Consider the following 17829-nt stretch of genomic DNA (forward strand, 5'->3'; position numbering starts at 1 on the left):
GTGCATTAACAGTAAACACAAAATCAAGTTCTATATGATGACTAAAATTTTACTCTCTGCTTTCCTGTCCTTGTCTTTGTTAAGCGCTTTTAGTCCTGGCTATGCACAGCGGCCATCTACCTCCGCTCAAACTGCGTCAAGAGTAGTGGAAGACGGCGGAACCGGTCCATACAGCGCCATTATGCTTACCGAAGGTACATTACCCACGCATACCGTCTTCCGTCCGGAAGACCTGAGCGCTTTTGGTAAAAAAAATAAACTGCCCATCATTGCCTGGGGTAATGGAGCCTGTGCCAATTCTCCCTGGGAACATGTTAATTTTTTGTCTGAGGTATCCTCTTATGGTTTTTTAGTCGTCGCTATTGGCCCCATGCCACAGGAAGGGGAAAAAGGGACCGGGAAATCGACATCCTCCCAGCTTCTAGATGCGATTGACTGGACGGTTGCTCAGAATAAAGACAAGAAAAGCCCTTACTACAATAAAATTGATGTCACCAAAGTAGCCGTAAGCGGCATGTCCTGCGGTGGTCTGCAAACGCTTGAAGTAGCCTCCGACCCACGTGTAAGCACAGTAGTGGTTTATAATAGCGGTATTTTTAATACCCCCGGAAACGGGAGGAGTGCTATGCCGAACCTTACAAAAGAAAACCTCAAGAAAATTCATTCGCCTACCCTGTATATGCTTGGAGGCGAAAAGGACATAGCCTATGCCAATGGCATGGACGATTACAAGCGAATCAACCATGTACCGGTTTTCATGGCGAATATGGATGTGGGGCATGCCGGAACTTACAGCCAGCCGCATGGTGGTGAATTTGCTAAAGTTGCCACCGCCTGGTACCAATGGCAGCTGAAGGGCGACAGCGCGGCAGGCAGGCTATTTACAGGTGAACCTGCAGGTTTATCTAAGAACCCAATCTGGAGAGTTGAGAAAAAGAACATGCCTTAGGGCCAAAACCTGGCTCTCTCAAACTCTATACTGTGAGGCGTGGTCGGGCTTAACAATTTGGCACTAGGTAAAGCAAAGCGTTCTAAATTTGTCTTTCTACAAGATTACTCTAGCAAGCAGCAATTTCATACAATTTTAAAAGTGCCATATCAGTGGGTGCGCTTCCCGTCGGTAATTTGTGACCAGTACAGGCAGTTTGATGAATTAAATATTTCAGAAGGTAATTGTGTGTCACCTTCCGCAAGGGTTTTACAGTCCTTTAATGTCCGTTTAAGAAATGTAAAAAAATCTGATTTAATGAATACCAAAGGCATACTGGAGGTTATAACTCACCCCAAGGAAGTGAGGCTGCTTACATAAAGATTGGGTATAGAATAGTTTACTCGCTTTTGCTTAGCACATTTAAACTTTGACCATTCAAGCATCTCCATCATATGTTTTTCCCTTTTGTCAGATGAGGCCCAACCCTCTCAGGTAACAGTATCCTTATCTCAGACTTTTCTCTGTTGCATAACTTGTCCCGCAGGTTTAGTATAGCAAGTATATGACAAACACCGACAGCCTGCACCAAACCTGAAGGGTTTGTTCCTTTCTCTCAAACGTAGTAATAAAAGCATGCATATAAGTTCCGAGCGGCTAAAACAATAAGTGCAATTGTTTATAAAATATATTAGTATGTTCGTATATCCCGCTAAAAAAACAATGAGAAAGCACGTACTACTCCTTTTCTTCTTTTTATTCGCTCTATTTTGCCAGGCGCAGACGGTCTTTAAAACCAGGACGGGCAGCAAATACCATATAGAAACGTGCCGCTACCTGAAAAGCTCGATCGAGACAACGGTAGCACAAGCGCAGGCCGACGGATTAACTGCCTGCAGTGTATGCCGGCCAGGTACAGGAAAACCAAGTGCTGCTACCTCCAGCTCCTTCACCACTGAAACTGAAGGAAGCACTAATTCCACTAGCAGTAGTAGTAACTCATCAGGAAGTGTGCGGTGCTCCGGAACGACCAAAGCAGGTGCGCAATGTAAGCGTACGACCACGAGCACTAGCGGCAGGTGTTATCAGCATTGAAGCTTATTTGTTGAGCTTGTTTAGTCTAACCTGTTATGCCTGCAAGAGTTTGTATTGGCGCAGCTCTATGAAAAGACTGCTGCTCTCTCACTGGTGCGGGGGATACTTTTTATATTAGAATTTGTAACCTTATATTCGATTCTTTTAATACAAATACGGAACATTCAAGGGACAATTGGTTCATTTTAAAAAACAAAACTTACCTCCGCGTATCACCTGTCCTCGGTTTGTGAATCACTAATCATTCGTTCAAACTTAATAACTGATATTTTATCAACATGACGGCACCTTTAGAAACTGAATTCATTTACTCCCCCTCCATCAATTTTGCCATGCAACAAAACCACGTTTCGGTGGTGCGTAAATTATGGATAAAGAACACGAGCGAAATTGATTTACAAAATATCTCTATTGAGCTGACCAATGAGCCAGCGTTTGCAGCTGTATGGCAACACCAAATAGATATACTGAAAGCCGGGGAGAGTTTTGAGTTAAATGCCGTTCATTTAAAAATATCATCCTCTTATTTATCCAACCTGTCAGAGCGGATTTCGGGTAACTTTACCCTTGTCATTTCAGCAGAAAATCACCCTCTCTTCACAGGCAACTATCCTGTTTCCGTTTTGGCCTACGATCAGTGGAGCGGAGCGGCTATTCTCCCCGAGATGATAGCCGCCTTCATCACTCCCAACCATGCGGAGGTCCAGAAAATTATACGAAAGGCCGCTCCCGTTTTGGAAAGATGGACAGGCAGCCCTTCTTTTGATGAATACCAAAGCCGAAACCCAGACCGGGTACGGAAGCAGATGGCGGCGCTATATGAAGCCATTGCGGAATTACAGTTGGTGTATTGCAGTGTCCCCGCCAGCTTTGAGGAAAACGGGCAGCGCATCAGAATGTGTGATACTATTTTCTCACATAAACTCGCAAATTGCCTGGACATCTCTTTGCTCTATGCCGCTTGCTTAGAGGCGGTGGGAATCCATCCTCTCCTGGTATTTACAAAAGGTCATGCATTCATAGGCGGCTGGCTTACAGAAGAGTCTTTTGCGGACCCTGTCAATGATGACCCTTCCCTGCTGACCAAGAGAACAGCAGAGGGCATTGATGAAATTGTGCTGGTGGAGGCTACCTGCATGAATGCCGGGAAACAAGCTTCATTTGATGAGGCGGTAGCCGCAGCCAATCAACACATGAAGAAAGAGGAGGACTTCAGATTGTTTGTCGACATCAAGCGTACCCGCTTTAGTGGCATCAGACCTTTACCCCTTAGAGTCCATACACCCAACGGTTGGGAAACCATTGAGGAAGAACCTACTAAAGAACGCAAAAGTGACGCCCCGGAAGCCTTGACCACCGGAGTTGAGATACTGGAGGTAGAGCAGATAAAAGTCTCTAAGCAACGACTCTGGGAACGGAAACTCTTAGACCTTACTCTTCGCAACAATTTATTGAACATCAGGCTAACCAAAGGAACTCTTCAGTTAATTTCAATAAATCTTAGTCAGTTTGAAGACAGCTTAGCGAGCGGACAGGAATTTCAGGTATTACCCAAGCCTGCAGACTGGGACAACCCGCTCCGTAACACAGGTATTTACCAGGCGCTTAACCAATCTGACCCTATTGCTGACTTAGTGAAGCATGAGTTCACTCAGAAAAGACTTCGCTCATACCTCACTGAAACAGAATTACAGCACAGTCTTACCAATATCTACCGCAGCTCCCGCCAGGCTATAGAAGAGAATGGTGCCAATACCCTTTACATTGCCTTAGGCCTCCTAAAATGGTATGAAACCCCAGCCAGCGAACGTCCACGCTACGCCCCCATCCTGCTGCTGCCGGTTGAAATAATCCGTAAGTCAGCGCAAAAAGGCTATGTCATCCGGAGCAGGGAAGAGGAAACTATGATGAACATTACTTTACTGGAGATGCTGCGGCAGGATTTTGGAATCAACATAGGCGGGCTTGAAAACCTGCCCAAGGACGAGAGCGGCGTAGACGTGAAGCTTGTATTCAACATCATCAGAAAAGGCATCATGTCCCACTCCCGCTGGGATGTGGAAGAGCAGGCGCTTCTGGGTACTTTCTCCTTCAGCAAATTCATTCTCTGGAATGACATACATAATAACGCAGACAAACTCAGCCAGAATAAAATTGTAAAAAGCCTGATTTCAGGCATGCTGGAATGGCAACCGGAAGCACTGCCAGAGATAGAAGCACTTGACTCCGAGCTACACCCGGCAGAAATAGCCCTGCCTATCAGCACAGACTCCTCTCAGTTCGCGGCTATACTAAGCTCTGCTAAAGATAAAAGCTTTGTGTTGCACGGCCCTCCCGGCACAGGTAAGTCACAGACCATCACCAACATCATTGCCAATGCTTTATATGCGGGAAAGAAAGTGCTGTTTGTTTCCGCTAAGAAAGCCGCGTTGGACGTGGTGGAGAAACGCCTGGAGTCCATCGGGATAGGTTCGTTCTGCCTGGAGCTTCACTCCAACAAGTCCAAAAAGTCCGCTGTCCTGGAACAACTGAAGAGGGCGGCGGAGATAAACAGGAAGTCGTCTCCACAGGATTTTGAAGCGGAAGCGGAAAGGCTTTTGGTTACCCGCACAGAGTTAAATGGTTACGTGCAGGCCCTGCATCAAAAGTATGGGTTTGGGTTTTCGCTCTTTGAAGCGTTCACCCAATACAGCCAGTTAGCCCACACCCCAAGCAGTGTTTCTTTTACTCCATCCGCATTAGAACAGCTTACCCCTTCCCAGTTAGCCGAATGGCAGGATATCGTAGATCAGATCCAAGTGATTGGGGCAGTCTGCGGGCATCCGCACCAACATCCACTGGAGGCAGTACAGGTTAATCAGTATGCCCAGCAACTAAAAACCGATGCCAGGCAACTCATCAGCAGTTACCAAAGTCTCCTTTCCCAATACCACAAAGAAGTGGCTGCCGTTTGCCGTATCCTCAAAATTGAACCTCAGCTCACCAGCAGGGAGCAGGCAGAGGCCCTGTCGCAACTCATCACACTTTTGCTCCGCCTGCCAGATGTGCCCGCCTCACTTCTGAATGTAGACCATGTAGAGCAAACTTTGTCTCAGGTACTGGGGCTGACAGCCCATGGCAAGAAAAGAGATGCTCTTAGCCAGCAACTGCTCCAAAAGTTTAATAAAACTGTTCTAAGCTATCCTGCGGAGCAAGCCCTGCAGGATTGGACCATAGCAGATCAGAAATGGTTTCTTCCTAAATTCCTGAAACAAAGCGCTGTTACAAAAGGGCTGAAGAAAATTAGCTTAACAGGTAGCCTGCCGAAAGAGGAAACCACTGCCTTTCTGCAGCAGATCATTGATTACCAGGCAGAAAAGGAACCGCTTGAAAAGGCTACACACCTGCCACAACTGCTAGGCTTTTTGTGGCAGGATGGCACCAGTGACTGGGATAACTTAGTAGCCATCTGCACTACCCTCATAGACATCAACAGACAGGGCATCACCCTAAACACCCCTGCCAGGACAAAAGAATGGCGGAATGCACTTGCGCAGCAGTTTTCTGAGGGAAGCAAAGCCTATCTCGATTCACATAAACAGACGCTGACTAACTTTCAGCGGCTCTTCAACGAGATTGGCCAAAAAGAAAAAGACCTGCACCAGCTGTTGGGCATCGATTTCGGCGGGCTTAAGGTAGAGGATGCGCATTGGGTGAGCAACTCTCTATTCTATGCCGACAAATGGTTGAACGCCATTGACGATGTTCGGGACTGGATTAATTGGCTGCAGATAAGAGAGAAAGCCATAGCCGTAGGCTTGCAGCCTCTTATCTCTGTGTATGAAAATGGAGGCATAGCCGTCGAGGAAATAACCCTCAGTTTCAAGAAAGGTCTTTACCGCTCCTGTGCAGAATACATAATAGACCAGGACCCGCAGCTTTCTGCTTTCAACGGAAAACTGTTTGAAGAGAAAATAAGGAAGTTCAGGGAACTGAGCAACAGCTTTGAGCAGCTGACCAAAGAAGAGCTATATGCCCGCTTGGCTGCCAAGGTACCGTCGTTTGCACAGGAGGCTTCTCAAAGCTCTGAAATAGGGATTCTGCAGCGCAACATCAGGAACAATGGCCGTGCTACCTCTATCCGGAAACTCTTTGACTCCATTCCTAACTTATTACCGCGCCTCTGCCCGTGCATGCTCATGAGCCCTATTTCTGTGGCGCAATATTTTGATGCGAACTCCACTAAGTTTGATCTGGTGGTTTTTGACGAAGCATCCCAAATGCCTACCTGCGAGGCGGTCGGCGCTATTGCCCGGGGCACAAACGTGATTGTGGTAGGAGACCCTAAGCAAATGCCCCCTACCAGCTTCTTCGGCACGAATGCCGTTGATGAGGACAACATAGAACTGGAAGACCTGGAAAGCATTCTGGACGACTGTCTGGCGCTCTCTATGCCCTCACACTATCTGTTGTGGCACTACCGAAGCAAGCATGAAAGCCTTATTGCCTTCAGCAACGCCAAGTACTATGACAACCAGCTGCTCACTTTCCCTTCAACAGATGACATCACCACCAAAGTACAGCACGTGGCCGTGGAAGGGTTCTACGATAAAGGAAAGACCCGCCAGAACCAGGCGGAGGCAAAAGCCATTGTAGAGGAAATCATTCAGCGCCTGTCGCATCCGGAAATGGCTAAGAGAAGCCTGGGCATAGTTACGTTTAGTGTGGTACAGCAAAATCTAATAGAAGATTTACTCACGGAGGTTTTTAAGGCAAGGCCAGATCTTGAGAAAGCAGCGCTGGAGACTGAAGAACCTTTGTTCATCAAGAACCTGGAGAACGTGCAGGGCGACGAACGGGATGTCATTCTCTTCTCTGTGGGCTACGGGCCAGACAAAGAGGGCAAAGTAAGCCTGAACTTCGGTCCTATTAACCGTGAGGGCGGCTGGCGTCGTCTGAACGTGGCGGTGTCCAGGGCCCGGTATGAAATGAAGGTGTTCTCTACCCTGCGCTCAGACCAGATAGACATTACGCGTACCGCCTCAGAAGGTGTTGCGGGTTTGAAAGCCTTTTTAGCCTATGCCGAAAAGGGCAAGTCAGCCCTCCCAGGTCGTTCTGTAATAACGTCAAGCAAGGAAGTGTCCTTTGAAAATACCCTGGCTGAAGAAATAAGGAAGCAGGGTTATGAAGTTCATACAGCCATTGGCTGCTCGGACTATAAAATTGACATTGGAGTAGTAAATCCGGCCAATCCATCTGAATATGTACTTGGCATCCTCTGCGATGGCCATCGTTACTACAGCGCCAAAACCTCCAGAGACCGTGAAATTGTGCAGGCCGACGTGCTGCGCTTGCTCGGTTGGAACATACACAAAATCTGGTCTATAGACTGGTGGGAGAACCCGGAAAGAACAGTCAATGATATTCTCATGGCTATTAAGCAGGCAGAGGAACAGAAAGCTTTGGCGCATGAACCAACCACCACAGTTGAAAGCTTTGCTCCCCAAAACACAGGTAATCTGGCTTTCCAACACGTAGCTAATAACTCATCATCTTTCATAGAAGAGGCAGAGAACACATCTGACGTAGCAACCGTATCCGCCGCCAGAATCTATGAGGTTTGCCAATTGGAAACTGTCTTGACCAACTCCTCTGAAGACTTCCTGCAACCCTTGAATTGTGAAAAAGTAGCCCAGCAAATAATCCAGGTAGTGAATACTGAGTCCCCCATCAGCCAGAATTTACTGTGCAGGCGGGTGTTGGCGGCATGGGGCATTTCACGGAACGGGTCAAGGGTAAATACTCACTTTGAGAATCTATTCCCACAGTTACCTATAAAAAAGACTCAGCTAGGCAAGAGCACTATTTTCTGGAAAGATGAACACAACCCTGATTCCTATTCTTCTTTTAGGGTAAGTGATTTGGAATCACAGAAAAGAGAAGCCGATGACTTACCTCCTGAAGAAGTTGCGAATGGCGTCAGGGAAATTCTTGTAAACCAGATAAGCCTTCCCAAAAGCGAATTAATACGCGAGGTGTCACGACTGTTTGGCTATGCCCGCTTGGGTGCTAACGTGGAAGCAGCCATGACTTCTGGCATTGCCCATGCAGTGAATAAAGGATATGCCATTGAAGAGAATGAAAGGCTAATACTGGCAGAGTAATTCAAGTTTAATGTACTAGAACCAAGCGCTAATCTGCTCCTCTTTTAGGAAATGAGTTAGTTACCAACTTGCAGTGATACATGGAGCGATAGCGAGGTTGAGGCCAATGCAAACTGCCTCCACTCTGAAAAGACCGCAAGGAGGCTCCTCTTCACGAGGAGCTTCCTTGTTTGAAGCCAATAAGTAATTTTATGTTTAGTAGCTCCTTCTGTTGAGAGGTAAGTAAAGTAGCAGGAATGGGTTTAGGGTAACTGTAGTCCCTGCAGCATCGTCACGCTAGCTCTTCTCATCTGCCAACCTGCTTCTGGCAATTTCGATAGATTGGTGCAGCTTTGCCTGCAGTAGCTCTTTCGGCGGGAGTTGCGTCAGGTAGTCGGCTACGCGGATGTTGCTTTTATCCAGTTGCAACAGCTCTACATGTTCCTCGTTCTTGCCGGTGCAGAGGATAAGGCCAATGGGCAGGTTTTCCCCTTCCACCATTTCATATTTCTCCAGGTACCGTAGATATAACTCCATTTGCCCTTTGAAGCCAGCCTCAAACTCACCTATTTTTAGATCAATGGCCACTAGGGACTTCAAACGCCGGTGGTAAAAAAGCAAGTCAATGTAGTAGTCACGATTGTCAATAGTAATGCGTTTCTGACGAGATAAAAAGGCAAAGTCACTTCCCATCTCAATTATAAAGCGCTGTAGTTCCGCCAATATGGAGGACTCTAAGTCTTTCTCGGAGTAGGTATCTGCCAAACCTAAGAAATCAAGGACGTACGGATCCCGGAACACCAGTTCAGGCGTGAGTTGACCGGATTCCTTCAGCTGTTGCAAGTCATTCTGGATAGTGACTTCCGGGTGTTTAGAGATAGCTGTGCGCTCGTAGAGCATGGATCTTATTCGATCCTGCAGGGTACGTGAACTCCATTTCTCCAGCCTGCACATCTCGATATAGAAATTGCGCTTTAACTCATCTTCCAAGTAAATAATCGTCTTAATGTGCGTCCAGGTTAATTGTCTCCGCACTGCGGAGACAATCTGCTCATCTTTGAAAATACTGGCAAAGCGGATACAGTGCAATAGTTGCTTCTGGCTCCACCCGGCACCGTATTCCAGCGTTAACTGTTGGGCAAGTGTAGTTACTATTTGCTTGCCATACTCAGCCCGACTATTTTTTAGTATCTCATCATTAACGCGTTTACCTACCAGCCAGTAAAGCAGCGTAATTTCGGCATTGACTGTAGAAGCCACTTTCTCACGGCTATGCGCGATAAGTTGCTTAACGTCATTTACAAGTAGTGTACTGTTCTGTATTTCTTCCATTATCAAAAATAAGGGGTCTGCTATACGCGTTCTTGATAGGTGCTTACAGGAATGCTTAACGTGACGCCTAGAGTAATTGCGCAACAGGCTGTTGCGTAAATATAAAGCCTAAATAAGTAGAAGAAAACTGCTCAATCAATTCCCCTACTTCACATAATGTCTGTTATGGGCGAAACCGCTCTACAGCCTGGAATTGAAATGTAAAGTTTTGGTGCTATACTGTTTTCGCCTCGTGTACCTATTAAACTATTCCTAAGATGACTCGTCTAACTTCCTTCACCAGGGCTCCTTTCATGAAAAGTAAACGAGTAGACAAAGCGTTAATCATCAGAAAAGCTTACCAGCTGTTCCGGGAGAAGGGGTACAGTCATACCTCCATGGCTGATATAGGGCAGGCCTGCGGGTTGCTGAAAGGGAGTATTTACTATTACTTCCCAAGCAAGGAAGAACTGATGCGGCAAGTGCTGATAAGCGACCATGAGTACATGAAAAGCAAAGTCTATGCGCTCGCCTATGTAGACCACCTGCCCTACAAGGAACGGCTCAACCAGGTCCTGGAGGCACTGGAGAGCTGCTTCTTTGACGCGCCGGGGGGATGCCTGATGGCCAATATAGGTTTAGAGTCAGCCCAGGTAGTGCCTGGGTTCACTCAGGTTATCAGGGTATTCTTCGAAGATTGGATTGCCGCTTTTTCTCATATTTTCCAATCCCGGTATGACCAGGCGGAAGCCCGGTCAATGGCTGAGCAGGCCGTGCAGGAAATAGAAGGGGCTATCATGCTTTCGGTGCTCTTCCAAGACAACAGGTTTTTCCTCTCCACCTCTCAAAAAGTGCTCTCCTACCTAAAGTAAAAGTACCGGGTCAAATGTGAAGCAGGCCCTCGTTCAAACTTAAAATTCAAACGAACGTTTGGTAGAAAAGCCGGGGCCTTGTTGCTGCTTCCCTGAGGAAACCCCAGGTCTATTGCTCCAAGGGCCCAGGAGCAATAGAGATTGTCTGTCCACAGGCCTTTACCCTCAGGCTGGAGACTGTACAGGCCGTTCATGAAGGAAACCGACATCATCTAACAACATATAAACAAATAAGCTATGGAAGAAAACGAAGAAAAAGAACCGAGACGAGGACCTATCGCCTCTGCAATGGCAGGGGCAGTGAGTGTTGGCGCGAACATGCTGGGGGAAAAGTTTACAGAGTTGAAACACGACGCTGACAGCAAGAGGCTGAAGGCATCGGCTAACTTCCCCATGATCCGCCTACCCGAAGGCTATGAGATTGAGAAGATAGCAGATGGCCTTACTTACCCCACCTCTGTCACCTGGGATGACAGGGGCAACATGTATGTGGCGGAGGCTGGCGGCACCTTCCTCGATGAGGAGGATGCTTCGGCAAGGATACTGCGCATTAAAGCCAACGGCACGGCAACGGAAGTGGCCAACCTGGACGGGAAAATCTACCCCGCCATATCCGGCATGACCTGGCACAACGGCGCTTTCTACATCACCCACCGGGACAGGGAACTATACGGCTGCGTGTCCCGGGTGACCCCGGACGGGGAGATTACCCAGATACTCGGGGGAATTGTTGACAGCAAGTCTGACCACCAGCCCAATGACGTGCGCGTGGGGAGGGACGGAAGGATGTATGTGTGTGTGGGCATAGGCGGCAACTCCGGGTACATGGACGAGAATATGATACCGTTTGTGCTGAAGGCGCCTGATGGGCACCCCACCCCGGCCAGAGACATCGTGCTCACAGGCTATAACATCGAGTTGCCTGATTTCCGGGAAGGCGGCAAGGGAACGGTACTGACGGGTGCCTTCATGCCCTTTGGGACAGCGACAGAACCGGGCCAGGTAGTCAAGGGCAGCAGAAAAGCGGGAGGCACCATCCTGGTGTTCGACCCTGAGAATGCCGAGGCGACCGTGCAGCCCTATGCCTGGGGCTTCCGCAATGCCATAGGAATCGCATGGAACAGGGACAATGAGATGTTTATCGCGGTAAATGGTTATGACAATGCCGCCGGCAGGCCCATCAACGACTACCACGACGGCACCTACCGGGTGAGAGAAGGCGCCTGGTACGGCTGGCCTGATTTCGCGGCTAATTTCTCCCCTGTTACCGATGCCAGGTTCAAGCCCAACAGCTCCGCCATTCCGCCTACCTATAAAGGCAGGGAAAGAGTGGCAAAAGAGCTGCATTTTCTCATTGACCATAAGGCAAGCGGGTTGGAGCAGCCAGACACATCGCTGATTCTTGGCTTGCATGAAGTGAACGCTTCCCCATCAAAGCCCGATGTGGCGCCTGAGGGCTGGGGGGACTATGCCGATCACCTCTTTGTGCCTGAGTACGGGGACTTCCAGTGGATCACCAACCCCTTGAGAGACAAGTTCGCAGGCAACCGTATTGTTCGGATGAAGACCAGCGGCAGCGGGGAGCACACCGTGCACGCTTTTATTCAGAACGAGAAATCTGGCCCCGCTTCCCAGCAGGGCCGGCTTGGGGAGGGAATCGAAAGGCCGTACGATGTGAAGTTCGGCCCGGACGGGGCCATGTACATCGTTGACTTTGGCTCGCACAGAACAAGCCTGAAGCGCATAGCGGAGGGGCATTTCCCTATTGATTTTGATAGGGGAACAGGCATGGTCTGGAGAGTGGCTAAAACTAAATGAATCCCTAATCAGGCTGTGGGCTTTGTAATGCCTACAGCCTGATTAAAAGCACGCTGCACACAGCTTTACTGGTATCTCATTGAAAAGAAGGGGTGCCTTCATGTTTGAAAGCATGAATATGCATCCTGAAAGAAATTCTTTTTATTGATAACAGTAAAATTTGCTTTAACTGGTCCTAAGAACAGATAATAAACACAGCGTTCTGGTGGTTGTTATCTGCTCTATTTTATAGTGAATTCATAAGATACACCTAAGGATATTGCTGCTTATGGCTTTACCTCTTCTCTTTGTTACAATGCTTGCCTGTATCCACGTGTTCGCAAACAATATTTCCCACTTGCATACCCTGTCAAGATGCAAGTGGCTTTCCCTGGCCGGAGGAATATCAGTGGCATTCGTTTTTGTCCATATATTACCGGAACTCCACAGCCTACAGGAGTCGCTAAAGGAAGATGGCAAGCCCGCAATCTTCAGCATGGACTTTTTGTATGTGATGGCATTGGCAGGAGTCCTCCTGTTTTATGGTCTTGAAAAGGCGATAATAAAATATGAAGAGAAGAACGCATCAGATGAAGGAATGGCTATAGAGGACAGTATATTCTGGTGGCACATCGGCATGTTTGCCGCTTTCAACATTCTTATTGGTTATTACTTCCACCATGAGTTGCAAGTAAACGGCACCAGCTCTTTCCTTACTTTTATAGCTTTAGGGTTTCACTTCCTGATTAACGATTACTCACTTCTCCAACACCATGAGAAGATGTACCATAACACCGGTCGCTGGATAATGGCAGGGGCAGTAGTTGCAGGATGGGGCATTGGGTTAGTCTACACTATCCCTGATGTCATCTCATCTTCACTGTTTGCTTTACTTGCAGGTGCCATTGTTGTCAATTCCTTCAAGGAAGAGCTTCCCAAAGACAAAGAAAGCAATTACGGCTTCTTCTTTGCTGGAGCAACAGCGTACGCATTTTTGATAATGCTGTGATTCCCGCCCTCTGTGCCATCTCCAAACAGGATAGAGCAAGATACGGGTTCTAAATCAGCCCACTCAGCTGGAACCTGTTTTTGTATAGCAAACCGAATAATGTAATTGAAAAATAGAAATAAGCAATGAAAACAACGAATATCAAAGTAGCAAAAGACCCATCAGCATATAACACGCTAACTCCGGAAGAAGCCCGCATTATCGTCAATAAAGGCACGGAGTATCCAGGCACGGGCGAATATGAACACAACAGGGCAGAAGGGGTGTACTTGTGCAAGCGCTGCAACAACCCCCTTTATACCTCCGAATATAAGTTCGAGTCGCATTGCGGCTGGCCGAGCTTTGACGATGAGATACCCGGAGCCGTGAAGCGGGTGCCGGATGCAGACGGTCGCCGCACAGAGATTGTTTGCGCCAACTGCGGTGCTCATCTGGGACATGTATTCAAAGGCGAATACATGACGCCAAAGAACGTGCGCCATTGCGTGAACTCACTGTCTATGAACTTTGTGCCGGTAGAAGAACTGGACAAGTAAAAGCAAGGCATGAAGCAGATGCGCAGATGCGTTCGCTGTTCGTTACGCCTATAAGCGCACATGGGGCACCTGTTCGACGATAACAGACCCCTGCGCAGGCTAGGTATTGCATAAATGCAGTCTCCCTTAAATTAGATAAAGACAAAGAATAAAGACAATATCAAGTATGGAATTAGCAACATTCGGCAACGGATGCTTCTGGTGTACGGAGGCTGTCTTTCAGGATTTAGAAGGAGTGGAAAAAGTGGTGTCGGGATATGCGGGCGGCCACGTGGAGAACCCCACCTACAAACAAGTATGCTCTGGCACTACAGGCCATGCAGAGGTGATCCAAATCACCTATGACCCTCAAAGAATAAGCTATGACGAGCTGTTGGAGGTATTCTGGAATACGCATGACCCCACTACGCTAAATCGCCAGGGCAACGATGTGGGCACCCAGTACCGCTCAGTTGTATTCTACCATAACCAGGAGCAGCAAGAGAGGGCAGGGAAATACAGGCAGGAGCTGGATTCTTCGGGTGCTTTCAACGGCCCCATCGTAACCGGCATTGAGCCCCTGCCGGAATTTTATCCGGCCGAGGGTTACCATCAGGATTATTACAATCAAAATGGCTCGCAGCCGTACTGCAGCTTTGTGGTAAGGCCGAAGGTAGAAAAGTTCAGGAAGGTGTTTAAGGATAAGCTGAAGCCTGAGTTCAGTAACAAATAGTACCAGTAAGGACGACTTCATTCCGGATGAGGCAGTCATTTGGAAAAGAACTGGTGTTCTGAGACACAAGACAAAAACTTTTATCAAGAAAGCCCGCAGATCATAAAGTAACATACTTATTTATAAGCAAGAGAGGCTCCTCGTGGCGAGGAACACCTGTACTGGGAGCATGAAAGCGGGCAGAAAGCTATCCGGATCATTTACAGGAAGACAGATGGAGTGGTGACGGGCATTAACCTGATGGGCATCCGCTACCGCCATGAGCTGTGTGACCGGTGGCTCCAATCAAACGCCACTGTACAGCAGGTATTTTCAGAACTAAAGGCGGCCAGTTTTGAACCGGAGTTTTACAGGAAACATGAAGGTGAAATCATGAGGGAATTCAAAGGAAAATTCCAGCCACAACAGGTGAAGATAAGAAAAAAGCTGTTTGGCGTTTTCTAGATAAAAAGGATTAAAGAAGGGTGGGAACTAACTATATGCCTATAATACAAAAAGCCGGAATGGCACTGTTTCTTCTGGCAATAGCGCTGCTCACAGCTATCCCTTTCATGGGACAGTACCGGCTGACGCCCCAGATGGTGGAAGAGGTAGTCACAGACACCGGGCAGCTGGAGTACGTAAGCGCTGAACTGGAGGAAATGCTCGGGAAAACGTATTCTTCCAAGTTCGCTTACATCAGCGACCTGGATGATGCCTTCTCCACCAGTGCCACTAAAATCCAGGATTACAACCAGATAGACAACCGGGAAACAGAGGTCAATAACCTGGAGGAGTACATGGCGGGGCAGTATAAGTTTTATCTGACCAGGAAAGCCACCACCGGGACCATTCAGGAACACACCGGGCTGTGGCTGCTCCTCACTATTGGGTTGGGCACTTTGGGTGCCTTCTTGTATATACTGCCTAAACTGGGCCTGCTCCCGGGTATCAAGAACGACCACATTTTCCACAGCCAGAACACCGGCCTGGGCTGGATCGGGTATACCATCGGCACACTCCTTATTCTGTTTTATGTGCTCCTCTACTGGTACCCGGAGTATATCACGGAATGGATGGTCCTCACAGACCCCATCAGCAAGCGTATCAGCGGCAACGAGGCCAGCCAGTGGTTTTTTTATGGCCTGCTGTACACGCTGGCCATCCTGGTCATGGGCGTCCGCATGATCATCAAGTACCGCCACAGCCGGTACCACATCATCCGCACCCTTTCGGTGATGTTCTTCCAGACCGCTTTCGCGTTTATGATACCGGAAATCCTTATCCGGCTCAACCAGCCTTACTTCGATTTTAAGAATATCTGGCCCCTCAACTATAACTTCTTCTTCGACTATAACATTGAGCAGTTTACCAGCAGCGGCTCAGTGGGTCTGTTCATGCTTATCTGGGGTATCCTGCTTGTCATCGTGGCGGTGCCTTTGTTCAGCTATTTCTATGGCAAAAGGTGGTATTGCTCCTGGGTGTGCGGCTGTGGCGGGCTGGCCGAGACGCTGGGCGATCCCTACCGCCAGCTCTCCAACAAGTCCCTAAAGGCATGGAAGGTGGAGCGGTGGATGATACACAGTGTGCTGGTGTTCGCTGTGGTGATGACGGCTGGCGTGCTGTACACATATTTCACTGGCAGTGGTACCTTTCTGTTCATCGACACCTATACCCTGCGGGCTACCTATGGCTTTCTGATAGGGGCCGCCTTTGCCGGGGTGGTAGGGGTGGGCTTCTACCCGATAATGGGCAACAGGGTCTGGTGCAGGTTCGGCTGTCCCCTGGCGGCTTATATCGGTATTGTGCAAAGGTTCAAGTCCCGGTTCCGGATTACCACCAACGGCGGGCAGTGCATCTCCTGCGGCAACTGCTCCACCTACTGCGAAATGGGAATCGATGTGCGGTGGTATGCGCAGAGAGGGCAGAATATCGTGCGTTCCTCCTGTGTGGGCTGCGGTGTATGCGCCTCCGTCTGCCCCCGCGGTGTCTTGAAGCTGGAGAATGGGGAAGAGGAAGGGCGGTTCGGGAAGCCTATACTTATTGGCAACAACAGCGTGCAGGTCTTTTCAGACCTCGATTATATAAGATAACATTTTTCTCAACTTAGCGCATTTTGGGCTCGGGCTCATGAAGGAAGAGAGCTCTGCCGGGAATATATTTCGCTCAGCCTTTATGAGTTAAAAACAAATTACGTAAACTTCAAAACTATGCAGTCTAACCGTTCTAATCCATATTACTTTATGACCTCTAACAGCTTCTGGCCCCTTCTGCGCATCACTGGTTTTCTGTCTTTGTTGCTGCTGATTTCCTGCCAGCAGGAGCCAACCGTTGACTCAGAACTGCTTGAGAAAACGCTGGCTTACCACGACCCGGAGGGCAACTGGCCAGAGCTGAAAACCCGCCTTTACTTAAGCTCTGCCGATACCGCCGGGCAAGAGAACCCCTTCGAGATAGAGCTGGACAACAGCACCGGCTATTTCGCCCACATCAGCCGGCAGGACGGGAAAGAAGCGGTGAAAGGCATCGCCGACGGCAAGGAGTTTTACCTGCTGGACGGCAAAGGAGATATAAGCGCAGAAGACAGGGAAAAATACGGCCTTACCCCCGATGACCTGAAGTGGGTACACAGTTTCTACAGCTACCTGTACGGGCTTCCCATGAAGCTGACGGATGAAGGGGTAAACGTAGCGGAGGCCGCCAGCAGCGAGGAAATCGAGGGGAAAGAATACCGGGTGCTGGAGGTAAACTATGATGATGCCGTGGGTTCTGATAACTGGTTTTTTTACCTCAACCCAGAGACATATGCCATGGAGGCTTACCGCTTTAACCACGGTGAGCCGGAAAGCGGGGAGTACATTCTGCTGGAAGAGGAGGTCATGGTAGACGGCATCCGGATGCCAAAGGTGCGCAAGTGGTACTGGAATAAAAACAAAGAATACATCGGCACCGACACCATCATCAAGGCAGAACCTCTTACATCCTACAGGGTACCTGCTGAAAATTAGCTTGCCGGATGCAATAACTGCCAGCCTTTTTCTTTAAAGTGGCTGCCTCGTCCTGAAGTAGGGTAACGGCTTTTCTTTGCTAATCCTTCAGCTGGTTTACACATATCCTTTCTTCTTGCGCTGACCTGGCCCAGCACTAGTCCCTAGGCATCTGCCTTATCTTGTATCGCAAAACGTTAGTGGCTGTTGCACAACTCAGCTTTTAGTACGACTTTCTTGCAGCCATTATTCGGAATAAGCATATAATGCTCCTCTCTTTGATTGTGGTCAAGCGACAGGGGTGAAACCAATAGCTGAAGGTATGAACATGTGGCTGCTCCCTTTCCATTGCTATTGCCATGCTCACAGACTTTTTCGGTCTGTTCCTCATGTACTTTCTTATGTTGAAGGCAGCGGCAGCCAGGAGCATGACCTTATGAGCGCCTGATTTTCCCAGCACATTGATGTTGCGCAGGCCATA

General features: G+C 48.5%; 12 protein-coding genes and 1 pseudogene. 10 read left to right on the plus strand and 3 right to left on the minus strand.

Features of this window, described 5'->3' with window-relative positions; genetic code table 11:
* Positions 1–34: 34 nt before the first annotated feature.
* Positions 35–949, plus strand: a complete 915-nt coding sequence (locus DXT99_RS24700) for a poly(ethylene terephthalate) hydrolase family protein (protein WP_115568275.1) — start codon at positions 35–37, stop codon at positions 947–949.
* Positions 950–1761: 812 nt separating this feature from the next.
* Here DXT99_RS24700 and DXT99_RS27225 read toward each other — a convergent pair.
* A complete protein-coding gene (locus DXT99_RS27225) occupies positions 1762–1992 on the minus strand; it encodes a hypothetical protein (protein WP_181885252.1) in 231 nt (76 codons plus the stop codon).
* A gap of 309 nt (positions 1993–2301) precedes the next feature.
* On the opposite strand from DXT99_RS27225, the gene DXT99_RS24710 reads away from it, so the two are divergent.
* Positions 2302–8166 (plus strand): DUF3320 domain-containing protein, encoded by a 5865-nt coding sequence (locus DXT99_RS24710; RefSeq protein WP_115568276.1) that lies wholly within the window; start codon positions 2302–2304, stop codon positions 8164–8166.
* A gap of 276 nt (positions 8167–8442) precedes the next feature.
* Here the strand turns inward: DXT99_RS24710 and DXT99_RS24715 are convergent, their stop codons facing one another.
* Complete coding sequence (locus tag DXT99_RS24715; protein WP_115568277.1) at positions 8443–9477, minus strand: PDDEXK nuclease domain-containing protein; 1035 nt, start codon at positions 9475–9477, stop codon at positions 8443–8445.
* Positions 9478–9770: 293 nt separating this feature from the next.
* Between DXT99_RS24715 and DXT99_RS24720 the strand changes: the two genes are divergently transcribed.
* The 8 genes from DXT99_RS24720 (at position 9771) to DXT99_RS24755 (ending at position 17369) form a co-directional block, all read left to right on the plus strand.
* Entirely contained in the window at positions 9771–10328 is a 558-nt protein-coding gene (locus tag DXT99_RS24720; RefSeq protein WP_181885253.1) for a TetR/AcrR family transcriptional regulator, read from the plus strand.
* Positions 10329–10565: 237 nt separating this feature from the next.
* On the plus strand, positions 10566–12146 hold the full coding sequence (locus DXT99_RS24725; protein ID WP_115568279.1) for a PQQ-dependent sugar dehydrogenase: 1581 nt from the start codon (positions 10566–10568) through the stop codon (positions 12144–12146).
* 268 nt (positions 12147–12414) lie between these two features.
* A complete protein-coding gene (locus tag DXT99_RS24730) occupies positions 12415–13134 on the plus strand; it encodes a hypothetical protein (protein ID WP_115568280.1) in 720 nt (239 codons plus the stop codon).
* Between the two features lie 125 nt (positions 13135–13259).
* Entirely contained in the window at positions 13260–13670 is a 411-nt protein-coding gene (locus DXT99_RS24735) for a methionine-R-sulfoxide reductase (protein WP_115568281.1), read from the plus strand.
* Between the two features lie 166 nt (positions 13671–13836).
* A complete protein-coding gene (gene msrA / locus DXT99_RS24740) occupies positions 13837–14382 on the plus strand; it encodes a peptide-methionine (S)-S-oxide reductase MsrA (protein WP_115568282.1) in 546 nt (181 codons plus the stop codon).
* Between the two features lie 219 nt (positions 14383–14601).
* Positions 14602–14826: a hypothetical protein gene (locus DXT99_RS24745; RefSeq protein ID WP_115568283.1), complete on the plus strand. Its 225-nt coding sequence runs from the start codon at positions 14602–14604 to the stop codon at positions 14824–14826.
* A 35-nt stretch (positions 14827–14861) separates the two neighbouring features.
* Positions 14862–16454, plus strand: a complete 1593-nt coding sequence (locus tag DXT99_RS24750) for a 4Fe-4S binding protein (protein ID WP_115568284.1) — start codon at positions 14862–14864, stop codon at positions 16452–16454.
* Between the two features lie 117 nt (positions 16455–16571).
* Positions 16572–17369: a DUF6503 family protein gene (locus DXT99_RS24755; protein WP_115568285.1), complete on the plus strand. Its 798-nt coding sequence runs from the start codon at positions 16572–16574 to the stop codon at positions 17367–17369.
* A gap of 202 nt (positions 17370–17571) precedes the next feature.
* On the opposite strand, the pseudogene DXT99_RS27435 reads toward DXT99_RS24755, so the two are convergent.
* Positions 17572–17829, minus strand: a pseudogene (locus tag DXT99_RS27435) (hypothetical protein); the annotation flags it as partial.

This window comes from Pontibacter diazotrophicus, assembly GCF_003367245.1.
GTDB classification, from domain to species: domain Bacteria; phylum Bacteroidota; class Bacteroidia; order Cytophagales; family Hymenobacteraceae; genus Pontibacter; species Pontibacter diazotrophicus.